This is a genomic window from Microcoleus sp. F10-B2 (genome assembly GCF_036704965.1).
Lineage (GTDB): Bacteria > Cyanobacteriota > Cyanobacteriia > Cyanobacteriales > Microcoleaceae > Microcoleus.
Genome location: NZ_JAUBTB010000003.1, coordinates 1 through 21,749, shown reverse-complemented (window position 1 = coordinate 21,749; position 21,749 = coordinate 1). Strand labels below are relative to the sequence as shown.

14 protein-coding genes are annotated in these 21,749 nt (G+C 45.3%); 8 read left to right on the top strand and 6 right to left on the bottom strand.

Translation table 11 applies throughout. The features are described from left to right. Nucleotides 1-204: 204 nt before the first annotated feature. On the top strand, nt 205-1,638 hold the full coding sequence (locus tag QUA99_RS01700; protein ID WP_333236468.1) for a protein adenylyltransferase SelO family protein: 1,434 nt from the start codon (nt 205-207) through the stop codon (nt 1,636-1,638). Between the two features lie 301 nt (nt 1,639-1,939). Here the strand turns inward: QUA99_RS01700 and QUA99_RS01695 are convergent, their stop codons facing one another. Both QUA99_RS01695 and QUA99_RS01690 read right to left on the bottom strand, forming a co-directional pair. Then, nucleotides 1,940-4,354 carry a tetratricopeptide repeat protein gene (locus QUA99_RS01695; RefSeq protein WP_333236470.1) on the bottom strand — a complete coding sequence of 805 codons (2,415 nt, stop codon included), beginning with the start codon at nt 4,352-4,354 and terminating at the stop codon, nt 1,940-1,942. Then, nucleotides 4,311-6,509 carry a tetratricopeptide repeat protein gene (locus QUA99_RS01690; protein WP_333236472.1) on the bottom strand — a complete coding sequence of 733 codons (2,199 nt, stop codon included), beginning with the start codon at nt 6,507-6,509 and terminating at the stop codon, nt 4,311-4,313. The genes QUA99_RS01695 and QUA99_RS01690 overlap by 44 nt, the downstream gene beginning before the upstream one ends. Before the next feature lie 515 nt (nt 6,510-7,024). On the opposite strand from QUA99_RS01690, the gene QUA99_RS01685 reads away from it, so the two are divergent. Both QUA99_RS01685 and mnmE read left to right on the top strand, forming a co-directional pair. Further along, nucleotides 7,025-7,150, top strand: a complete 126-nt coding sequence (locus tag QUA99_RS01685) for a hypothetical protein (RefSeq protein ID WP_333236474.1) — start codon at nt 7,025-7,027, stop codon at nt 7,148-7,150. Between the two features lie 134 nt (nt 7,151-7,284). Next, entirely contained in the window at nt 7,285-8,670 is a 1,386-nt protein-coding gene (gene mnmE, locus QUA99_RS01680; protein WP_333236475.1) for a tRNA uridine-5-carboxymethylaminomethyl(34) synthesis GTPase MnmE, read from the top strand. Nucleotides 8,671-8,935: 265 nt separating this feature from the next. Here the strand turns inward: mnmE and QUA99_RS01675 are convergent, their stop codons facing one another. After that, the gene (locus tag QUA99_RS01675; RefSeq protein WP_333236477.1) at nt 8,936-10,474 is read right to left on the bottom strand and encodes a SagB/ThcOx family dehydrogenase; all 1,539 of its coding nucleotides are present in this window, start codon (nt 10,472-10,474) and stop codon (nt 8,936-8,938) included. A gap of 228 nt (nt 10,475-10,702) precedes the next feature. Here QUA99_RS01675 and QUA99_RS01670 point away from each other — a divergent pair, with 228 nt between their 5' ends. From QUA99_RS01670 to QUA99_RS01655, 4 genes are all read left to right on the top strand, one after another. Beyond that, the gene (locus QUA99_RS01670; protein ID WP_333236479.1) at nt 10,703-11,224 is read left to right on the top strand and encodes a pentapeptide repeat-containing protein; all 522 of its coding nucleotides are present in this window, start codon (nt 10,703-10,705) and stop codon (nt 11,222-11,224) included. Nucleotides 11,225-11,423: 199 nt separating this feature from the next. After that, entirely contained in the window at nt 11,424-11,756 is a 333-nt protein-coding gene (locus QUA99_RS01665; RefSeq protein ID WP_333236481.1) for a hypothetical protein, read from the top strand. 33 nt (nt 11,757-11,789) lie between these two features. Next, the gene (locus tag QUA99_RS01660) at nt 11,790-13,868 is read left to right on the top strand and encodes a dynamin family protein (protein ID WP_333236483.1); all 2,079 of its coding nucleotides are present in this window, start codon (nt 11,790-11,792) and stop codon (nt 13,866-13,868) included. A 14-nt stretch (nt 13,869-13,882) separates the two neighbouring features. Further along, entirely contained in the window at nt 13,883-15,565 is a 1,683-nt protein-coding gene (locus QUA99_RS01655) for a dynamin family protein (RefSeq protein WP_333236485.1), read from the top strand. Here QUA99_RS01655 and QUA99_RS01650 read toward each other — a convergent pair. After that, nucleotides 15,532-16,824: an endonuclease/exonuclease/phosphatase family protein gene (locus QUA99_RS01650; protein ID WP_333236487.1), complete on the bottom strand. Its 1,293-nt coding sequence runs from the start codon at nt 16,822-16,824 to the stop codon at nt 15,532-15,534. The two genes, QUA99_RS01655 and QUA99_RS01650, sit on opposite strands and share 34 nt — an antisense overlap. A 125-nt stretch (nt 16,825-16,949) precedes the next feature. Next, entirely contained in the window at nt 16,950-17,336 is a 387-nt protein-coding gene (gene gloA2, locus QUA99_RS01645; RefSeq protein ID WP_333236489.1) for an SMU1112c/YaeR family gloxylase I-like metalloprotein, read from the bottom strand. 308 nt (nt 17,337-17,644) lie between these two features. Here gloA2 and ilvC point away from each other — a divergent pair, with 308 nt between their 5' ends. Further along, on the top strand, nt 17,645-18,694 hold the full coding sequence (gene ilvC / locus QUA99_RS01640) for a ketol-acid reductoisomerase (RefSeq protein ID WP_333236491.1): 1,050 nt from the start codon (nt 17,645-17,647) through the stop codon (nt 18,692-18,694). A 937-nt stretch (nt 18,695-19,631) separates the two neighbouring features. Here the strand turns inward: ilvC and QUA99_RS01635 are convergent. Next, entirely contained in the window at nt 19,632-21,290 is a 1,659-nt protein-coding gene (locus tag QUA99_RS01635; protein ID WP_333236493.1) for an alpha/beta hydrolase, read from the bottom strand. Nucleotides 21,291-21,749 lie beyond the last annotated feature (459 nt).

Genomic DNA, 21,749 nt, shown 5'->3' with positions numbered 1-21,749 from the left:
TAATTGCGTTAATTTATCAACATCTCTCTCCCTCTTGCTCTCTTTTATAGTTCCTCTGTGCTCTCTGCGCTCTCTGCGGTTAGTAAAAAAAATCTCATTCACAAATGAAATATAATTGCTATAGAAACTCTAGGGTTCGATGCACACCGCACCTTACCCGTATATAATTTGGAGCGATCGCCAATTTCAAGATAAAATAGAAAAATGTCAAATCCTTTGCTTTCCCTCAACTACGAACCCGCCATTGAATCCCTCGGTGGCGACTATTTTGATGAAGTCCCTGCCGCCGATTTTCCGCAGCACATTCTCCGCTTCCGCAACGACCAATTATTGCCGACATTGGGTTTAGACCCTGCAGAAGTAACCGACCAACATTTCATCGAAGCATTCGGCGAATTTCACTGCGTCCGTCCCTTTCTCGCACTCCGCTACCACGGCTATCAATTCAACGAATACAACCCGAATTTAGGGGACGGTAGAGGCTTTTTGTACGGCCAAGTTCGGGGCACCGACGGCAGACTTTACGACTTCGGCACTAAAGGTTCCGGCCGCACCCCCTACTCGCGGCACGCTGATGGTAGGCTAACTCTCAAAGGGGGAATTCGCGAAGTTTTAGCCGCCGAAGCTTTGCACCGGTTGGGAGTTCGGACATCTCGCTGTTTTAGTTTAGTTGAAACGGGCGAGGCTTTGTGGCGGGGCGATGAACCATCTCCGACGCGATCGTCCGTAATGGTGCGTTTCAGTCATTCTCACATTCGGTTTGGAACTTTTGAAAGATTGTACTATATCCGCCGCCCGGATTTAACTAAAAAACTTTTAGATTTTGTTATTGAATATTACTATCCAGAACTGCATTTAGAAGCAAGTAAGGCAGGTGTTTCGCCTGCGGAAAAATATGCGCTATTTTATGCAAATTTAGTCCAGCGAGTAGCCGAATTAGTCGCTCAGTGGATGGCAGCAGGATTTTGCCACGCAGTGCTGAATACTGATAATATGTCGATTACTGGAGAAAGTTTCGATTACGGGCCTTTCGCTTTTATCCCAACTTACAAGCCGGAATTTACAGCAGCTTATTTCGACCATTACGGTCTTTATTGTTACGGGAATCAACCGTTTATTTGCAAGGGCAATTTAGAGAAGCTCCAGCAACCGCTAGCAGCGGCGATTCCTCAAGCTGATATGGATGCTGCTTTGGCAAAGTTTGGCGATTATTATAATGCAGCTTACCGGCAGTTGATGCTCAATAGATTGGGATTTGAGGATTTGCCAGAAGCTGATGCTGATGAGTTGCTGAAGGCGACAATTAAAATGCTGGCGGAGTCTCAAGTAGGCTATCACGATTTCTTTTGGGAATTGCGAAGACAGTTCTCTCGCACTTGGCGAGATGATGCCAGTCAAATTTTTTCTGAGGCGGAACCGGCAGACTTGATAGCACCTTGGCGCCAATTTTATTGTCACGTTTTGCAAAGTTTGTCGGCGGATGATATGGACAAAATGGCGGACAGGTTGCGGAGGCACAATCCCGAACAATCGCTGTTGAGACCGACGATTGAGGCTGTTTGGGAAGCCATAGCTATTGATGATAATTGGGAACCGTTTTATGAATTGGTTAAACGACTTCAAGACCCAGAAAATTGATTGATAATAGCTTGAATTAATAGCGCGTAAGGGCTGGTTCACCTGCATTTTCTGTTGGTATTAAAGATTAGGGTGAACCAGCCCTTACGCCATCTGAGATTATAAAATCTTGACCGATAAAAATATAACATCAAGAAATAATCACTAATGACTAATGACCGAAAGCATCCAGGATACAAGCCCCCGGATTCATCCGTCCAGAAATAAAAAACCTGTATCCGATGAAACTTGCCCCCCGAATTTATCCGTGGGGTCAATGCTTCAATCTAAAATCTAAAATCTAAAATCTAAAATCGATTGACTACTTAAGCTTTTCAATCTCAAATTGTGCATCTTTGTAACCGCCAGTAAGTCCTTGATCGAGAAACATTTTGCCGGCTTTTTCTAAATCGCTAATTGCTCCTGCTTTGTCTCCCAATGAGCTGCGAACCATGCCTCTACCGTAGTAAGCAGCAGCATAATTCGGACTGATCCGAATAGCTTGGACGTAATCGGCGATCGCACTATTGTAATTCTTTAACTCCTGATAAATCTTAGCCCGATTGGCGTAAGCTTCAGCATTGTTGGGATTGAACCCGATTGCTGCTGTAAAATCTGCGATCGCCCCCTGCGCGTCACCCCCAGCGCTGCGAGCTAAACCGCGATTGTTAAAAGCATTAAAATCATTCGGATTCACTGTCAGCGCTTGAGTGCAATCGGCAATTGCTTTCGGATAATCCTTCAAATTTAAATAAGCAATGCAGCGATTGTTGTAAGGAACCCCATCCTCATCGCTCAGCGAAATTGCCTGAGTGCAATCGTCAATTGCCGCTTGATGGGCTCCCAAATTCAACTGGGTACTGCAACGATTAGCGTAAGCATCTCCACTCTTGGGATCGATCGCAATTACCTGAGAATAATCCGCCAAAGCTCCCTGATAATCTCCTAAGTGAAAGCGAGCTCTCCCCCGACTGTAAAAAGCATCAACATTCTTAGCATCAAGTTTAATTGCCTCAGTATAATCTCCAATTCCCCCCTGTAAATCGCCACTCCCAGCACGAGCCAACCCCCGCGAATGATAAGCTTTAACCAGGTTCGGCTGCAACCGAATTACTTCGTTAAAGTCCTGAATAGCCATCTTGTAATCTTGCAATTCTAAATAAGCAACTCCTCTTTCATAATATGTATCAGCATCCTTGGGCTGCAGATTCAAAGCTTGAGTGTAATCCTCAATCGCCCCGCGCTTGTCGTTAAAATCGTGACGGGCTAGCCCCCGGTTAAAATAAGCCTGAACATATTTAGGATTGAGAGCGATCGCCTGAGAATAATCGGCAATTGCTTCTTGATACTGTTTTAAATCATAATTAGCATTACCCCGCCGATAAAAACTCTCAGGATTGTTAGGATTTAATTGAATTGACTTATTAAAAGCTTGCAAAGCTCCCGCAGCATCTTGATTGCGAGACTTTTCCACTCCCTGTTCGTGATATTCCTTAGCTTTAAGCGGATTCGGTCGGGTCAAATAACTAAACAGAAATACCAGAATTATTGCTACCCCGAAGACAGCTACAATCAGCCACCAAAACCGAGTGTTCAAACGTGACAAAAAACTATTAGAAGACAGTAAGCTCGGAGAAATACTTTTCTTTTGAGCCTTATTACCCGGCTCTTGGCGGTGCCTCAACTTGCTGAGATCTGCCAAAACTTCCTCAGCAGATTGATAGCGTTTGCCAAATTGGTGACAGACCATTTTGTCAATTATATTTGCTAGTCCCACAGAACATTGAGTTCGGTTTCGCCAAACAATTTCCCCCGTATGAGAAGGACTCGGATCTTGCAATTTTGGCAAATCCGTACCGGGCAAACCCGTAATCGCTTGGACGGCCATCATCCCGACTGCATAGAGGTCGCTGCTAAATTGCGGGTTGCCTTGAAATTGTTCGATCGGCATATAAGCCGGAGTTCCAGTAGCAATGGTGCGCGGAAATTCTGTATCGTACTCGCTGACGTGACTCGCAACTTCTTTAACCGAGCCGAAGTCAATTAAAACTAATTTGCCGTCTGGTTTGCGGCGGATTAAGTTGGAGGGATTAACATCGCGGTGAATCACTCCCTGAGAGTGTACGAAGGCGAGAAGTTGTAACACTTCTTCCAACAGATCCAGCACTTTTTCTTCCCGCCAAGGTTGACCTGCCACAATTTCCCTATTTAGGGCGTGTCCGGGCACAAACTCTTCGACGAGGTAGAATTGATTTCCTTCTTCAAAATAAGCGAGTAAAAATGGAACTCGATCGTGTTTTCCCAGCTTTTCTAATATTTCTGCTTCTTGTTTAAATAAGCGGTAAGCTGTTTTGAGAACTGTGGAGGTGTTGCTGGGAGGGCGAAGTTGTTTGACTACACATTGAGGGTGGCCCGGCCGGCGAGTATCGACAGCTAAATAAGTTTGTCCAAAAGCTCCTGAACTGAGAATTTGCACTACGCGATAGCGCCTGTCTAAAAGTTGACCAACCATGTTCATATCGGGAATGGGGAATTGGTAACGGGGAGTTGGTAATGGGGAATTGGTAACGGGGAATTGGTAATTGGGAGTTGGTAATTGGGAATTGGTAATTTGGCCTTCTTCCTCTTTCCTCCTTCCTTCTTCCTTCTTCCTTCTTCCTTCTTTTTTTAACATTTGACTGACGACTAATAGCTTATTTAGGATCGTTGATTTGTGCTTGTGCCTTTTGGAAACCATCCGCTCTTCCTTGTTCTAGAAACAGCGTTGCAGCTTTCTGAAAATCCTCCATCGCCCCAGCACGGTCTTTGAGTTGGCGGCGGACGAGGCCTCGGCTGTAAAAAGCGGTAGCATTGTTGGGGTTGAGCCGCAGCGAGTGAGCGAAATCCTCAACCGCTAAAGGGTAATTTTTTAGTTCTGAGTAAATAGTACCGCGATTGCTGTAAGCTACGGCATCGCTGGGATTGAGTCGAATTGCTTGAGTAAAATCTTCCACAGCGCCCTGCTTGTCTCCCGAAGCCAATCGAGCCAATCCTCGATTGCTGTATGCTTTGGGATTGTTGCCGTTGAGTCCGATCGTCAAACTGCAATCTTCGCTCGCCTTTTGAAATTGTTTTAAATTCAGATAAGCAATGCAGCGGTTGTTGTAAGCTGCTTCATCTTTGGGAGCGAGGCTAATTGCTCGGGTGCAATCTGCAATCGCTTTGTCGTAGGTGGCCAAATTTAAGTAAGCGCTGCACCGATTGGTATAAGCATCAGCGAGATCTGGTTGCAATTCGATCGCCTTAGTATAATCTTCCATCGCTCCTTGATAATCTGCCAGATTAAACCTCGATCGACCGCGACTGTAGTAAACGCCAGCTTGGTTGGGGCTAATTTGAATCGCTTGAGTAAAATCTGCCATTGCCCCTGTTTTGTCGCCCGCTGCCGATCGAGCTAAACCCCGATTGCTGTAAGCTGTAGCATCGTTGGGACTGAGCCGAATTGCTTGAGTGTAGTCTTCAATTGCCTGGGGGTAGTCGCCCAAATCGTAGTAAGCTAAACCCCGCTGAGAGTATGCCTCACCGTCGCTGGGATTGAGTCGCACTACTTGGGTGAAATCTTCGACGGCCCCCCGCTTGTCGCCGGTGTCGCGGCGGGCCAGACCTCGATTGTAGATGGCTTTGGTGTGGCTGGGATTGACTTTAATTGCTTGCGTGTAATCCTGTATTGCTTGCTCCGTTGCGCCCATGTCGTAGCGAGCGTTTGCCCGCTTGTAGTAAGTTTCCGCATCGCTGGCATTCAGGGCGATCGCTTGAGTATAATCGGCGATCGCACCTGTTTTGTCGCCTTGCTGCGCTTTGGCAACCCCGCGGGCGAACCATTCTTTTGCCCTCCCCGGATTTTGACTCTGCCAAAAGTAAATCATGATTGCTGTCAAGATTAAAGCTGCCGCTGTTGCAGCCAACAGCAGCAGTTTGGTTTGGCGCTGTCTCGGCGGTTTACTCATAGCGTCCGTGATGATTGTGGCTGGCGGCGGCTCAACCTCCAATTTTACGGCGATTTGTTTGAGGTCTGCTAAAACTTCGGCTGCCTCCTGATAACGTTCTTCGCAGTCAGGGCGCACCATTCGATCGATAATATCTGCTAGGGCTGCCGAACAAGTTGCCCGATTTCGCCACGGAATTTGGCTTTTGTGGTTTTTTAAGGCACTCAGTTCGTTGGGTGAGAGTCCCGTCACGGCAAGCTGGGCGATCGTACCTAGAGCGTAAATGTCGCTATTGTAACGGGGGTTGCCGATCGATTGCTCGATCGGCAGGTATAACTCCTGGGCCCCCAAATCCTGTTTTTTTGCCTCATGCCGTTTAACAGAGTTCGGGGAAGTTGGCGACAACAAATGACAGTTAGCAAGTTCCGGGTTAATTTCTTTGTCTAAGCTAAAGTCTACCAATACAAATTTGCCGTCTGACTCGCGCCGGATCGCTCTGTCTGGTTGAATTCTGCGGTGAATGAAACCTTTCTCGTGTATGAACACCAAAATTTCTAATATTTCTGATAGCAGACCAATTACTTGGTCTTCATCCCAAGGTTGACCGGGTATTAGTTCTTGACTTAAAGGTGATCCGGCAATAAATTCTTCTATTAAGTATAAACTTTGATTTTCCTCAAAATACGCCAATAATTCGGGAATTTTGTCGTGTTTCCCCAATTTTTCAATTATTTCTGCGTTTCTTTGAAATATAACTTTGACTAATTCTGGAGTTTGCGAACTTGTGCCGGGGAGTCGCATTTCTCTAACCGTGCATTGCGGATACCCGGGACGGTGAGTATCTGCTGCTAGATAAGTTTTTCCCACCTCACTTGAGTCTGTGACTTTAATGATGCGGTAACGTCTGTCTAGAAGTTGACCAATCATGCTTTGCCCTCTACCCTGTCAATCGATTTTAGATTTTAGATTTTAGATTTTAGATTGAAGCATTGACCCCACAGATAAATTCTGGGGACAAGTTTCATCGGATACAGGTTTTTTATTTCTGGACGGATGAATCCGGGGGCTTGTATCCTGGATGCTTTCGGTCAATTTTCCATTATCGCATGAAATCAGAATAGCCAAAATATTTGGCTGAGTAATTTAAGTTCGATCGAGCCGTGACTCCCACCCAAAAACGGATAGTTGCTTTCCAACAGGAGTCGTTAGCCTCCCCAAATTTTAGACCCGAGTTGAAGATCCCCGATTCATCTGTGGAGTCAATCTAAAATCTACAATCTAAAATCTAAAATCGACTGACTGAGCAAACGGGCGATGGGATTGGCGAGCCAAGTCCAGCGCTGTAGCCACGCTCTTCTAATATCTTAGAAAAAAAATGCTGAAATTGTTTATCCTCTCAATGAAAACTGTATAATTTAACAACCGGGGCAGAGGTGGCTCAAATGAACGTACAACTGGTTGAATCCCTAATTCAAGTTATCCTGTCTCTCGCAGCAGGCGATCAATTAGCGATCGCAGGAAAAAGATTACAAAATCTCCTTTGCTCTTTGACTATGAAACTCGTGTAGCTTGCCCAAAAGGGCGGGAATTTAAATTTTTTGAATGACGAACCAGAGATTTATATCCTCGAATACCGAGAAGCAATTGCCTGATACTCAAAAACAGGAGATTGAGAGAACTTTTAAATGTGTGAACAATAAAAATGTCTGAATCATTAACAAAAGGAGGAACGATCGCAGCGATCGCCACCGCCATAGTTCCCCAACAAGGCAGCGTCGGCATTGTGCGAGTTTCCGGTTCCGCAGCCTTAAAAATTGCCGAAACTCTGTTTCGCGCCCCAGGACGGCAAATTTGGGAGTCTCACCGCATTCTTTACGGCCACATCCGCCGCCCCCAAACTCAAGAATTAGTCGATGAAGCTTTGCTGCTAATCATGAAAGCACCGCGTTCTTTTACTCGGGAAGATGTGGTGGAATTTCACTGTCACGGCGGGATTATGGCCGTGCAGCAAGTCTTGCAGTTGTGTTTGGAAAATGGGGCGAGATTGGCGCAGCCGGGAGAGTTTTCGCTGCGCGCTTTTTTGAACGGGAGACTGGATTTAACTCAAGCTGAAAGTATTGCAGATTTGGTGGGAGCAAAATCGCCCGCTGCTGCACAAAGTGCTTTGGCCCTTTTGCAAGGAAAATTAGCGCAGCCAATTCGCAAATTGAGAACAACTTGTTTGGACGTGCTCGCAGAAATTGAGGCAAGAATTGATTTTGAAGAAGATTTACCGCCTTTAGATGAAGCTAAAACTTCTTTGGAAATAAATCATATTTTGGAGGAATTGTCAACAATTTTGGCAACCGCAGATCGCGGAGAATTGTTGAGAACTGGTTTAAAAGTAGCGATTGTCGGGCGGCCGAATGTCGGAAAGTCGAGTTTGTTGAATGCGTGGAGTAAGAGCGATCGGGCGATCGTCACGGATTTGCCCGGTACGACGCGGGATGTGGTAGAATCGCAGCTAGTTGTGGGCGGAATTCCGGTGCAGGTGCTCGATACTGCGGGCATTCGAGAAACCGAAGACAAGGTAGAAAAAATTGGCGTTGAGCGATCGCGCGCCGCAGCAAAACAAGCCGATTTAGTGCTGTTGACAATTGACGCGGCATCTGGTTGGACGGAGGGCGATTCGGAAATTTACGAACAAGTAAAGCACCGCCAGCTAATTATAATTATTAACAAAATTGACCTAGTAACAACAATTCCCGATTTACCTTTTACCCCAGAAATTCACCGCATAGTTACCGCAGCCGCCGCCCTAGAACGAGGCATAGAAGACTTAGAAACAGCAATCTTAGATGCCGTCAGCGGGGGAGATTTGCAAGCAGCAAACTCAGATTTAGCAATCAACCAGCGACAAGCAGCGGCGTTAACCAAAGCTAAAATTTCTCTGGAACAATGCACGGAGACTATTAGCAACCAATTGCCTTTAGATTTTTGGACAATAGATTTGCGCGGTGCAATTCAAGCATTGGGTGAAGTTACGGGCGAAGAAGTGACAGAATCAGTGCTAGATCGAATATTTAGCAGGTTTTGCATTGGCAAATAACAATTGTAAAACTTACGTAAAACCTCTATGTTGCAGGTTGACAATGCTGACTTTAGCGCTACAACTTGAAAATGCAGGAGATTGACTGACTCGCTTGTTTGATTTTTTGCAGATTGAGTGGTTCGTACCGTAAATCAGCCCGGCCAATTCTTCAATCTAAAATCTAAAATCTAAAATCGATTGAGTGGTTCATACCGTAAATCAGCAACGCCAATCCTTCAATCTAAAATCTAAAATCTAAAATCTAAAATCGATTGGCTCATTCTTACGATCGAGGTCTTCCCAGAGTTGTAATATAAAGCACAGCTTCACTCGCAGGAATACCGAGAACCTCATTGACGCGATCGTCAAAAAAGCCCGCGATACCGCTGACACCCAAACGCAGTTGAATCGCTGCTAAATTCAACCGCTGGCCTAAATGACCCGCGTCCATGTGCAAATACCGGTAAACTCGATCGCCATATTTTGCTACGGCCCTGTTCAAATCCGCCGTGTGAAACAACAGCGCCGCCGCATCTCTGCCCAAGTCTTGCCCCAAACACAAATAATGCAACTCCCTGCGGAAATTTTTAAACCGAATTTGCCGCAATTCTTGAGCTTTCGGAGCGTAATAATAACAGCCTTCTTCTAGCCCATTCACTCCCGAAACAGCAATAAAAGTTTCGATCAAACTCAGATCGAAATAGTCGGGAGCAGCGTCTAATCCTTGGTCGATATAGTGCTGTGGCTGGTAAGTAAAATCGAGCAAGGCTAGCAGTTCGCCCAAACTCAAAGAAGCACCTGTATAAGCACGGGTAGAACGCCTTTTGAGCATCGTGCTTCCTAAATTTTCCAGGTTCACTCCCCAAGGAATCGAAGGAGTGACAGTCGAAACTTTAGTACAAAAGGGAAAGTTGTATTTATCGTCTAATTCCCCTTCACTTTCATTAAATTTCCAGCCATCCGCTCCGGTGGTATCTGATTCTAACTGCGTTGCTTTGTGGAGGTATGCCAACAGTTGACCTTCGGAAAGTTGCGGGTAATCTGTGGCGGTGTTTCCGGGCAAAGCTGTTTTGAACTTTGGCAAGTTTTGGTCGATATCTAGCAAGTCGGCTAAAGCCACTAAACAGATCGCTCCTTCTTGCTCCGAGTCGATGTATAGCAATTGATTGAGAGCTTCGTCGGCGAATCCTCCAATCAGGTGAGGTCGGTAATCGTTGATGGCGCAAGCTAACTCGATATTGCTCAATAAATGGCCGGTGTCTAGAAAAATTCGCCGATAAGCTCGGTCTTCGTAACGCCAAGAAGAACGGAAAAAAACAGTCGTAATGGCGATCGCCAATTGGGTATTTTCTAGCGCTGGCGACTGGAAACAAGCTGCTTGCAAGGCCTGCCAAACTTGACTGTCCCAAAAATGAACCAGCGAATGAGTTCTGCACTGATAGTTGTAAAGTCCCGCCGGCAACTGCGCAGTGCCGCGGGATATCAAATAAACCTCTGCTGGGTAGAGCCCGCCCGCCGACGGTGCCGATCGCAAATACAGGTAGCTGTCGTCTAGCGTCTGCACTTTCGCCGTCAACCCGTAGCTGCACAGCAACAAGCTGGACAATCGGTGCCACCAACGGTCATCCGCAGTGGTCTCGGACTCCTCCGAGAGGTCTTTTAGATAAGGCTTGAGGTCAAAACACGCTCCAATTTTATATTCTTTGAAAGGCACAGGTTGCTCTGTCCAATCTAGCCGTTTGCTTTTGGCAGCAATGGTTTCAGGGTCGTATTTTGTCCGTTCGTGGTAGTGCTGAGCAAAGGAGAGAGGAAGTTCTGGCATATTTCAATAGAGGATTGGCTTTGGTTTGTTTATCGATCTTGACATTACTGACCGGTTACTGGTGGAGCAAGGCACAAATCTACAAATATAAAAAAAATCTTAGAAAAAATGCGACCTTTGTTACATAAGCTTAACATAAAAGAATACCTAGGTATAAATACGCAGGATAGCAACCATTAATTATCGTTATGGATTGACTGCAGTAGCTGTCGTCATGAAGGGGTGAAAATGCAAAAGCTAAGCGCTGAGGAATTGCTCGCTCAGTACGCTGAGGGCAAGCGAAACTTTAACGCCGTTGACTTAAGTGAAGATAACTTGTTTCAAGCAGATTTGCCAGAAATAAATCTTTCTGATAGCGTTCTGAGGCGAGCTTATTTGCCTTACGGAAATCTGACTCAAGCCAATCTTTATAAAACTGAGTTGCAAGATGCTGAATTGGGGGATATTAAACTTTATCAAGCCAATTTGTCGCAAGCTAATTTATCAAGAGCCAATTTATCAAGAGCAAATTTGCGCCACGCCAATTTACAAGGTGCAAATTTGCAGAAAGCCAATTTGCAAGGGGCGGATTTGTACAATGCAGATTTGACGAATGCCGATTTGAGATATGCGGATTTGAGCCGAGCTAATTTGGAACAAGCAAAGTTAACTAAAGCTAAATTAGCAGGCTGCAACTTATTTCGCTCCCGCTTGGTCGATCTGTCGGAAGCTGAGTGCGATCGCACTACTATCGGGCCCGAAGGATATTGATGATTCCCAGCGCCTAGTCTAGCGCGATCGGCTTAATTAGTCGTGAAGCGTAGCTATCCCGTAGGGAATCGCCCTTTTTAAAATTTCTTAACATCTCTCGACACGGCTGAAAACGTGAGTTACAGTCGTAGAGAACTTATCGCTTTGCAAAATAGAAAATAAATAACACACTTTTCCCCTAGCAAACAGGGTAAAATTCATGAACTCTCCCGATAAAAAAGCAAGAGAACTCCGGCACAAAGAACAAGAACTGCGGAAGCGCGAACAAGAAATTCGGCTCCGGGAACTAGAAGCCGAAATCGACCGCTCAGTCCCCGAATATCTAACGAGCAAGTACGAAGAACCAGACAGCAAAGTTAACGGCAAACTCAAACAGTGGCGTCGAAAAATTATAGCAGCCGCTCAATTTACAGGTATTGTCATTGCTGTTATCGTTGCAGTTCGCATAGCATCTTGGCTGGCAGGCGCACTGATAGTTGGAGGCATTGCTTGGATCGCTTACAAAATATTTATTGAAGAACACAGAAGTTGAAAATGTCAAGCCGGAAAATATCAGGAAATACCCATGAACCTTAAAGTAGAAACTAGCAACTTTCTCAACGATTTAGAGCGAGTAGCCGCCGTCCGCCGAGAAATTGCCGTTCGCCTCAGCAACATCGCGGCAGCAATCAACCAATCAGAATTAGCAGCAGTGGAAGCATCAGGAAAACTAGGTTTAGAAACCGACAGCGCCGACATCAATATCGCCAGCAACAACTTGCGCCAAGGAGTCTTTCGGCTGCTAGTGCTAGGCGACATGAAACGCGGTAAAAGCACTTTTCTCAATGCCTTAATCGGCGAAAACTTACTGCCCAGCGATGTAAATCCCTGTACAGCTTTGCTGACGATTTTGCGCTACGGTTCAGAAAAAAAAGTTACCGTGTATTTCAATGACGGTAAAAGCCCAAAACAGCTCGATTTTAAAAGTTTTAAACAGAACTACACAATTGACCCCGCTGAGGCAAAACGCCTAGAAGCAGAAAAGAAACCAGCATTTCCCGATATCGACTGCGCCGTAGTAGAATATCCCTTACCTTTGCTGGAAAAAGGCATAGAAATAGTAGACAGTCCCGGACTTAACGATACAGAAGCCCGCAATGAATTATCTCTCGGTTACATCAACAACTGCCACGCTATTTTGTTCGTGCTCAGGGCAACTCAGCCTTGCACGATGGGTGAAAGACGCTATCTAGAAAATTACATCAAAAATCGCGGTTTGAGCATTTTCTTTCTGATTAATGCTTGGGATCAGGTGCGGGAAAGTTTGATTGACCCGGACGATCCTGAAGAATTAGCAGAAGCAGAAGGGAAACTGCGGCGGGTTTTTCAAGCTAATTTGGCTGAATATTGTTTAACAGAAGGACACGATATTTACGACGAGCGAGTGTTTGCAATTAGCTCAATTAAGGCGCTCAGGTTGCGGATCAAAAACCCGGATGCGGATTTGGCAGGAACTGGTTTTCCCGAGTTCATGGCGGCACTGAATACGTTTTTGACGCAGGAAAGAGCGATTTCAGAATTGCGTCCGGCGAGGACTCTGGCGCGTCAAATTTCTGCTCGCGTCCGCGAAGCTGTTGGACGCCGTTTACCATTACTCGATCGCGATGTCAATGAGTTGAAAGAAAAGATTAATTCCGTTGAGCCGGAGTTTAAAAAGCTGACTCAGATTCGCGATGAATTTCAACAAGAAATTATCAGCGTTAGAGATAGTAAATCGCGGGCGATCGCAGATTCTTTCCGCGCCTACGTTCTCAATTTAGAAAATACCTTTGAAACAGATTTCTTGCGGTATCAACCGGATCTGAAATTTCTGGATTTCTTCAGCCAAGGCAAGCGAGAAGCCTTTGAAGCATCGCTAAAACGAGCATTAGAACAGTACATCAACGACAAATTAGCAGCTTGGACTCTCACAGCAGAACAAGAGATGAATTCAGCATTTTCGCAGCTATCGAAAAGTGCGGCAAATTACGGAGCATCTTACACGAAAGTGACTGAAAAAATCACCGAAAAACTGACCGGGCAAAAAATACCAGCAGCAGTCAGTAACTCCAACGAAGATAACTCGCCAGCTTGGGCAAAATGGGCGATGGGATTGTTCTCGTTAACGACCGGAAATCTGGCGGGCGTAGCAATGGCAGGAGCGGGTTTTGATTGGAAAAATATCTTGCTGAATTTAATTACTGTGTTAAGCGTTAGTACGATTCTTGCTAGTTTGACGGGGATTGTTTTGGGACCGCTGTACTTGGCTTTATTGGGGATGGGTGTTGGGTTTTTGCAAGCAGACGGAGCTCGCAAAGAGTTAGTGAAAGCGGCGAAAAAAGAGTTGGTGAAATATCTGCCGCAGGTGGCTCAAGAGCAGTGGCAGCCGATTCACGATGCTGTGAAAGAGTGTTTTGATGTTTACGGGCGGGAAGTGGGCGATCGCATGAATGCGGATATTAATTCTCGGAAAGCGGAGTTAGATAATTTGCTCGAACAAAAGGAATCTCGCGAGATTAATTGTCAGGCTGAATCTGAGCGGTTGAAAAAATTGGAGGCTGATGTTTCTGCCGAGTCGCAGAGTATTGAATCGCTATATCAAGCTTTCCTAGCATCAGCTAGATGAAATAAAACAACAATATGCAACAACCCGAAATTTATCAAAACCTGACCGACTATCTCAAATCAGCACTCGGTATTCTCGAACTTGACAAAAACTCGCAACTGTATCGAGATACAACCTCAATCTGCGACTATCTCGCCAAACCAACTTTTCAAATTGCTGTCTTTGGCCCGTTTAATTACGGCAAGTCAACTTTGCTCAATGCAATGCTTGGAAATCGTGCTTTGCCGATCGACCTTGTGCCCACTACAGGTGCTGCCATTTATGTCAACTACGGCGAGGAATTGCACGCAAAAATTACCCTGAAAGACGGCACGGAAGTTAGCGAACCGGGGACTGATGTTTTGAAACGCTATGCCATCCTTGATGACGCGAGACAAATGCGGGATGATGTGGCCGCGGTGAATGTTTATTGTCCCCATCCCTTCCTGAAAACAGGTGTGGAATTGCTGGATTTGCCGGGAACCAATGACCGGGAAGAACAGGATAATTTGGTTCGGGATAAATTGCTAACGGCTGATTTAGTTGTGCAGGTTTTAGATGCTCGCAAATTGATGACTTTAGGTGAACGGGAGAATTTAAGAGATTGGTTGAGCGATCGCCACATCAACACTGTACTCTTTGTTGCCAATTTTCTCAATCTACTCGAACCAGACGACCAAAAACAAGTATACAATCGGTTGTTGTTTGTTGCCGAAAGTTTTCGCTCCAATTTGCCGAACAATATCAGCAATATCTACCGCGTCGATGCTTTGCCGGCTTTGAGGGCGAGGCTGAAAGGAGATGTGGCGGCCGCCCAAACTACAGGAATTGCCGCGTTTGAATCGGCTTTGCAAAGTATTGTGGCAGCTCAACAAGAACAACTAGCAGTTAAGTTGCCTAGAATTGAAGCTATAGCTGCTAAAATTTGCCAATCTCTCCGAGGGAAATCTGAAACTGTCACCGCAGAAATAGCCGCAGCTCAACAAAAGCACAAAAACAAAATTGAAATTAAACAAAAAGCCGAAAAATTGATATCAAAAGGCTTTCAAGCCAGCGTTTCTGACTTCGAGATTTGGCTTTACCAGCCCACACTTTTACAGCGGTATCAATCGGAAATGGCGCTGTCGCTTCAGGAAGGGAGTTTTGATGCGTGGAAGCTAAAATTTCAGCGAGAGGCGTTACATCAGCAGCAAACCATCGCAGAATGGGTAAATCAAGCTTGCGAATTCTTTGAGAAAGAACAGCCGATCGCACTTTTGATTTCCTTTCCTCCAGCCCCGCAAGTCAGCTTACCGGAACCGCCACCACCTCCACCACAAAAGTCGATCGACAGCGAAGTGACTCCAGTGGCGATCGCCACCGGCTTAGGTTGGCTGTTGGGCGGGCCTGTGGGAGCCGCAGTAGTCGGCGGTGCTAGCTATATTTTGAATAAAAGAACTGGGTATGAAAAGCCGCCTGAATCGTCAGAAGCTTATCTAAATCAAGTAAAGGAAATTTGCAGCGAGGCTGCTAAAAACTATCTCGCTCGCTTCAGCACCGATACTTTTTCCATGCTGCAACACTACAAGGAAATCGCCGGAAAAGTTATCTGTTTTCAAGACAGCAAAGAGCCGCTACAGACAAATATTCAGCAATACCAGATACAGTTAATCAATAATTTGTTAGAAAATATCGAATCCGGCCTTCAAATGACCAAATCTGTAATTAACGGCAAATGATCCGAACCGACATTGCGGCCAGTACGAATCTTTAAAACACCAATTTCTTTGCTGACTAGAAAGTGATCGATCGGAATATAAGCCAGCGGCATAAAAGTCGGCCAAGTCGGTAAAATGCCAAAGCCCGATCGCGCATTTCGCAAGTTTCCGGTTTTGACCATATTTTTGTAGAATGGCGACCACATTGTGGTATTGAAATCCCCAACCACAATTAGCGGATTTTTTACTTGGCCTGCATACTCGCCGATGGCTGTTAGCTGTTGGTTGCGATCGATAAAACTGTGCTGTTTGATCGGCACAGTCGGATGAGCAAGAATCAAAGAAATGATTTTACCTTGAAATTGAACATCCGCCAACAAGCTCTTTCTTTGCTTTGAAAAGGCTTTAACAAAAGGATTGTTTAAAGGCAGCTTGCTGTATATTGCACTGCCAAATCTCTCAGATTCTTGATAATGGCAAGAGTAAGGAAATATCTCGCTTAAAACTGCTAACTGTTTTGCCCAAGATGGGCTGACTTCTACAAAAACCGCGATATCAGGTTGTTCTGCTTTAACCAGCGAGATCACCTCAGAATAGCGTCGGTTACTCGTTAAAACATTTGAATGCAAAATCCGCAAGTTGTGTGCGGGAGTTGCTCCTGCAAATGCTGGCGCTGGAAAATACCAAGGAACAATTTCCGCCAAGTTAAGGATAATACAAAATGCGCTCACCAGCAACCATCTTTTTTTTGAGCGCACCAGAGCGAAGAATATCAAAGTAGAGAAACCAACCAGCAGATATTGTAGTTTAAAATGAGAACTCAATTCAAAAAAAATGTTGATTTTTCCTAAATAACCGACTATTGAAAATAGGGCATTTACAGTTGCTGCGATAATAAACCATTTTAAAATTACGTGCTTTAAGCTAAGGTTTTTGTTGGGTATGCTGTGCATCACCGCCCATTTTAGCTTGATTTTAAGGTCGTTAGTAATCGGCAATTTATCAATTTCTCTTACCAGTTGTTCTGGCGGGTGCAACTCTCGCCGCTTTTGATAAAATCTCACCAGCAAGCTATCTATCACAAAATAACTAAACGAATTGGCAACAAATCCTGCCAATACCAACACACCTAAACCGATCAGCATACCAAAGGAACCACCTACTTTGACCAAACCCGACCAAACGGCTGCGTCACCTGTTTTCCCTGTAGCTACTATGGCTATAAAGAGCATTAAAGTCGGCAATCCGACCGTGATTGTGTTTCTGATGATAGAGTCCATTATACAATTTTAGATTTTAGATTTTAGATTTTAGATTTTAGATTGGGAATGAATGATTGCAGTTTGTATAGTCAGCACTACGGACTGGTTGACTTAATAACGGCTTGACAAAATAGAGATACTCCTTAACTTTCATATATTTCTAACGGTAAGTTGTCGGGATCTCGGAAAAATGTAAACCGTTTTTCGGTAATCTCGTCAAGGCGAATATTTTCTACTTCTACTTGTTGGGATTTTAAGTAAGCAACGGATGATTCTATGTCCTCAACTGCAAAAGCTAAATGTCTCAAACCACAAGCTTCAGGATTGTTAATTCTTTCAGGAGGATGGGGAAATGAGAAAAGCTCAATGGTGTCGCCGTTGCCGACTCGCAAATCTAGTTTGTAAGAATTCCTCTCGGTTCGGAAAGTTTCTTTGATAATCGAACATCCCAATACTTCTACATAAAATTTTTTCGAGGCTTCGTAATCCGAGCAAATAATCGCCACATGATGTATTGCTTTTATTTTCATCTGAAAAAAGTTAGTTAGTTGCGTTTTTCTGAGATGTTGCACAATTCTCAATAAGCTTTTTATGAACAGGCAAGATGCCTGTTCCACAATAAAACTCACTCTTCGCTTCACAGGCATCTTACCTGTTCTTGAGAATGGTGCAAGATGTGAGGTTTTTCCAAATGCACAGCACGCTATTGACAATTATATTTGACGATCGCAGACTCGGCGACAAACCCTGCTAAATTCAGCGCGATCGACCTTTATTTTCCCCCGCCCAAATCTTAACCCAAAAAAATTATGCAAAAAAAGTACCCTACCTTGATAAAATGAGAGTTTTGCAGTCAATCACCCAATTTGCATCTCAGGAAACAAGCACTATGGCCCGTATGTATTACGACACCGACGCTAACCTAGACCTCTTAGCCAACAAAACGATTGCTATCATCGGCTACGGTTCGCAAGGACACGCCCACGCCCTCAACCTCAAAGACAGCGGCCTGAATGTCGTTGTCGGTTTGTATCCCGGTAGCAAATCTGCCGCCAAAGCAACCGACGCGGGTTTAACAGTTCACCCGGTAGACAAAGCAGCCGCCGCCGCTGACTTCATCATGATTTTATTGCCCGATGAAGTTCAAAAAACTATTTACAAAGAACAAATCGAACCGAACCTTTCAGAAGGAAATGTTTTAGCATTTGCTCACGGTTTTAACATTCACTTCGGCCAAGTTGTTCCCCCTGCCAATGTAGACGTAGTAATGGTTGCGCCCAAAGGCCCCGGACATTTGGTGCGCCGGACTTACGAACAAGGGGAAGGCGTTCCGAGTTTGTTTGCAGTATATCAAGATGCTTCCGGTCAAGCGCGCGATCGGGCAATGGCCTATGCTAAAGGTATCGGCGGCACCAGAGCCGGCATCCTGGAAACCACTTTCCGCGAAGAAACAGAAACGGATCTTTTTGGCGAACAAGTAGTTTTGTGCGGCGGTTTGAGCGCATTAATTAAAGCTGGATTTGAAACTTTAGTTGACGCCGGATACCAACCGGAATTAGCTTATTTTGAATGTTTGCACGAAGTTAAACTTATCGTTGACTTAGTAGTAGAAGGAGGCCTCGCCAAAATGCGCGACAGTATCTCCAATACCGCAGAATACGGCGATTTAACTCGCGGCCCCCGCATCGTCACGGATCAAACCCGCGCCGAAATGCGTAAAATTCTCAGCGAAATTCAATCCGGCCAATTTGCCCGCGAATTCGTTTTGGAAAACCAAGCCGGCAAGCCAGGTTTTACCTCCATGCGCCGTCAGGAAGCAGAACATCCTATTGAAGAAGTTGGTAAAGATTTGCGAGCTATGTTTAGCTGGTTGAAAAAGCACGCTTAATCAATTTTAGATTTTAGATTTTAGATTTTAGATGGGAGGCTCGATCTAAAATAGTCCTGGACGCATAACCTCTATCTGTAGGGTGTGCAATGCACACCTTACCGCTGGGAGGAAAATCTAAAATCTCAAGTTAAATCGATTTGAGATTGAAGGAAAAATCTAAAATCTACAATCTCAAATCGTCTTGTTTGGTTGTGCTTCGCTTCACCCAAGCTACAAGAAAATGGCTAGGTATTGTTAAAGAAACCGGGTTTCTCGCTGGTAGCTCAAAACTATCGACTCGGGCTAGGACTTTTTTGCAATTTATCAATATCCTGTTGCCTTTTCTCGTTGAAATCTCTCGGCCTCAACCAATCTGGCCACAACCCGACGAAGAACTTTCGGCTTGCCACGCTAGTATCTCTTACAGGTTTGGGGAGAAAAGTTAAAGTGTCACCGTAAAGGGTAAACAGGGCTGCCAACAGAAGCAATAGCGGGATAAGATTTTTTTTAGGCATGGCAGTTTGGGAGTAGAGTTTGGGAAGCAGTTTGTTATATTTTGCCCTGGCACGGACAAAAAATATCAGCAACGGCTCAAGAATAAAAATACACCTCAGCAATCTCGGACACGGCCGTGCCCCAAAATCATCAATCTTCTTCGATGAAAGATGTAACCATCGCCCGATTAATTGTAGGAAAACGGCACGGCGCGGTGTCCTGACTGTGGGTAATATCAATTCCGATGTCACCGGATTTGATATTATATCATGTCCGATCGATTGACCGTAATATCCCGGCCTGGGCGGGTTTTTGAGATTGGAGATTGTTGGCAGATATTGGCAGGTTTACCCGCCCTTACCTAATTTCGGGCGAAGCGAAGCGGAGGGAATCGACCGGACATCATATTACTTAATGACTAATGAATAATGACTAATGACTAATCACTAATCACTAATCACTACTTATTTCGTTGAATGAAAGTTTGGATAACTGCATTAGTTTCAGGGGGAATTTCTGTTACCAGCCGCACCGGAATTGCGTTGGTCGAAGCAAATTGCGCGTATTCGGGCGTTAGAAAAACTGCATATTTGTCAGCTTCGGCAGTTAGTTGCGCGGCGGTAGCCAAACTTACAGCTTTAATATAATTGCGTATGCTAGCAGCTCGGTCGCCCACAACTTCATCGCCGCTAATTACTGTGTTCGGCCTGCGAACTTGGTCTAAAGTTGTACTCGGATCTTTGACGCTTAAGTGGGTTCCTCCTACAAAACCGACTAGCCATTTGGGAGATGGAATTTTTGGGAATCCGGCAATTTGTTCGGCTAAGGCGGGAGTTGTTTTGTCTGCAGAAGATGCTACTATTAATGTGGGGATTTGAATTGCACTTAAACCCGTTTCTCCAAATAATAATGATGCGATCGGATTCATGGCGATCGCCCTTTTAATCCTCCCATCCCGCAATTGATACCGTTCTTCGGGCAATCCGGCCGCCGCGCACTGAATGCCTTCGCCCAAGCTAAACCCAATCAAATCCCCCTGACACCGCTGTTTGAGTCCGCTCAATTGCAGTTCGGCGCCGGCCACGGACAAGGCTGTGGCGCCGCCGAAGGAATAGCCAATTATTACCGATCGGTCGATCGCGATTTTCCCCTGCAAATTATCATCAGTTTGGTTCAATTTTGTCAGTTCGTCGAGTACAAAACTGATGTCTTTGGGACGGTCTAAAAACTCTTGAGGAGCTAGCAAGGGAGACTTACCCGCAATTGCAGCATTAGTATTCGTTTCATTGCTGCCCGGATGTTCTAAAGCAGCTACCACATAGCCGTGAGACGCCAAATGCTCGGCTAAGTAGCGCAAATCCGTGCGCACGGAGCCCAACCCGTGAGAAAAGACGATCGTCGGTTTGTCGGCCGTCGCAGCTTTCGACCAATAAACATCGACTTGAATACGCCGATTGCGGGCGCTATCGTTCAAATCTAGCGCCCGTACCCGCACGGAATTAGAACCGGGCTGGGTGGGATCGAAAGGCAGGTTAAACGCGGGTTTAACCGCTGCTAACTGAGGTGCGATCGCTGCCATAAAGCGCTGAGTTTGCCAAAAACTTGCGTTCATATTTCCCAAAACTGCGAAAGCTCGATCGAGATCCACCACCACCGGCGAACTCGGATAAGATTCAAGGAAACTCAATACCGATAAGCCTTCCGGCGCGTTCGCTCCCTGCACCAAAGCCGCTCGCAGCGCTTCCACACCCCCACCGTCGCGCCTGGGTATGACTGTAGTCAAATCCGTCAGGATGGCAGTGCCGATGCCCGTATTGAGCAAGTTGCTCAGGCCGACTACATTTAGGGGAATTTTCGCTTGCAGCGCCCGAAAAATTTTACTCCGCTGTTCCTCAGACAGGAGATTGGCATAAGCTTGCAGTTTGCCCGGGACTTTTCCTGTTTCTGCTAGTTCGCGCAAATCCGCAACCGATATTGACGATTCTAAAATACCTTTGCGGACAACAACCGTTTCTGCAGCTTTTACAGAAGATGTCGCGCCGCTGAAAGGATTAATCGAAATCGAACCCAAAACACTCGCCACTGAAGAAAACCATCTGAAATTTGGTCTGATGCTCATTTTTACCTTATTGAACTAGAGAGGATAGATCACCATATTCTCAAAATTCTCCCAGATACCGAGAAATTGTCCTAGATGCCGAGAAATTGCCTCCATCGGAGTGCGCTCGGCAAGACCTCTACGCATATTTACTTGGCGATCGCACATTCCGTACCTAAGTGCACTTCTTCTGCGGGTGCTAATGATGATGAGTTGAAGGATTTTTTAATCTGCCTCCCAAAAAATACAAACTTCGCGAGTGAAAAGAGCGCTATCGTGTATTTCCCAACCGCGCAAAAGTGCGGAATTTTTGCTAGCAATTCCGTTGGATTAGGATTAAATATAAGACTTACACAATTGTCACAAATAAAGCTTAAATTTTAGGTATGTAGTTGCGCTTGTCCGGGAGCATCTCATATTTGTAAAAACACTTCTTCTGGCTCCTTCCTTCTTCCTCTTTCCTTCTTCCTCTTTCCCCGC

What these genes read in the sequence shown, in the direction of transcription:
- QUA99_RS01665 (WP_333236481.1), top strand. Translation starts at nt 11,424, where the DNA reads ATGAACTCTCCCGATAAAAAAGCAAGAGAACTCCGGCACAAAGAACAA.
- QUA99_RS01695 (WP_333236470.1), bottom strand. Translation starts at nt 4,354, where the DNA reads ATGGTTTCCAAAAGGCACAAGCACAAATCAACGATCCTAAATAAGCTA.
- QUA99_RS01650 (WP_333236487.1), bottom strand. Translation starts at nt 16,824, where the DNA reads ATGGACTCTATCATCAGAAACACAATCACGGTCGGATTGCCGACTTTA.
- QUA99_RS01670 (WP_333236479.1), top strand. Translation starts at nt 10,703, where the DNA reads ATGCAAAAGCTAAGCGCTGAGGAATTGCTCGCTCAGTACGCTGAGGGC.
- QUA99_RS01655 (WP_333236485.1), top strand. Translation starts at nt 13,883, where the DNA reads ATGCAACAACCCGAAATTTATCAAAACCTGACCGACTATCTCAAATCA.
- QUA99_RS01690 (WP_333236472.1), bottom strand. Translation starts at nt 6,509, where the DNA reads ATGATTGGTCAACTTCTAGACAGACGTTACCGCATCATTAAAGTCACA.
- QUA99_RS01700 (WP_333236468.1), top strand. Translation starts at nt 205, where the DNA reads ATGTCAAATCCTTTGCTTTCCCTCAACTACGAACCCGCCATTGAATCC.
- ilvC (WP_333236491.1), top strand. Translation starts at nt 17,645, where the DNA reads ATGAGAGTTTTGCAGTCAATCACCCAATTTGCATCTCAGGAAACAAGC.
- QUA99_RS01660 (WP_333236483.1), top strand. Translation starts at nt 11,790, where the DNA reads ATGAACCTTAAAGTAGAAACTAGCAACTTTCTCAACGATTTAGAGCGA.
- mnmE (WP_333236475.1), top strand. Translation starts at nt 7,285, where the DNA reads ATGTCTGAATCATTAACAAAAGGAGGAACGATCGCAGCGATCGCCACC.
- QUA99_RS01635 (WP_333236493.1), bottom strand. Translation starts at nt 21,290, where the DNA reads ATGAGCATCAGACCAAATTTCAGATGGTTTTCTTCAGTGGCGAGTGTT.
- QUA99_RS01675 (WP_333236477.1), bottom strand. Translation starts at nt 10,474, where the DNA reads ATGCCAGAACTTCCTCTCTCCTTTGCTCAGCACTACCACGAACGGACA.
- gloA2 (WP_333236489.1), bottom strand. Translation starts at nt 17,336, where the DNA reads ATGAAAATAAAAGCAATACATCATGTGGCGATTATTTGCTCGGATTAC.
- QUA99_RS01685 (WP_333236474.1), top strand. Translation starts at nt 7,025, where the DNA reads ATGAACGTACAACTGGTTGAATCCCTAATTCAAGTTATCCTGTCTCTC.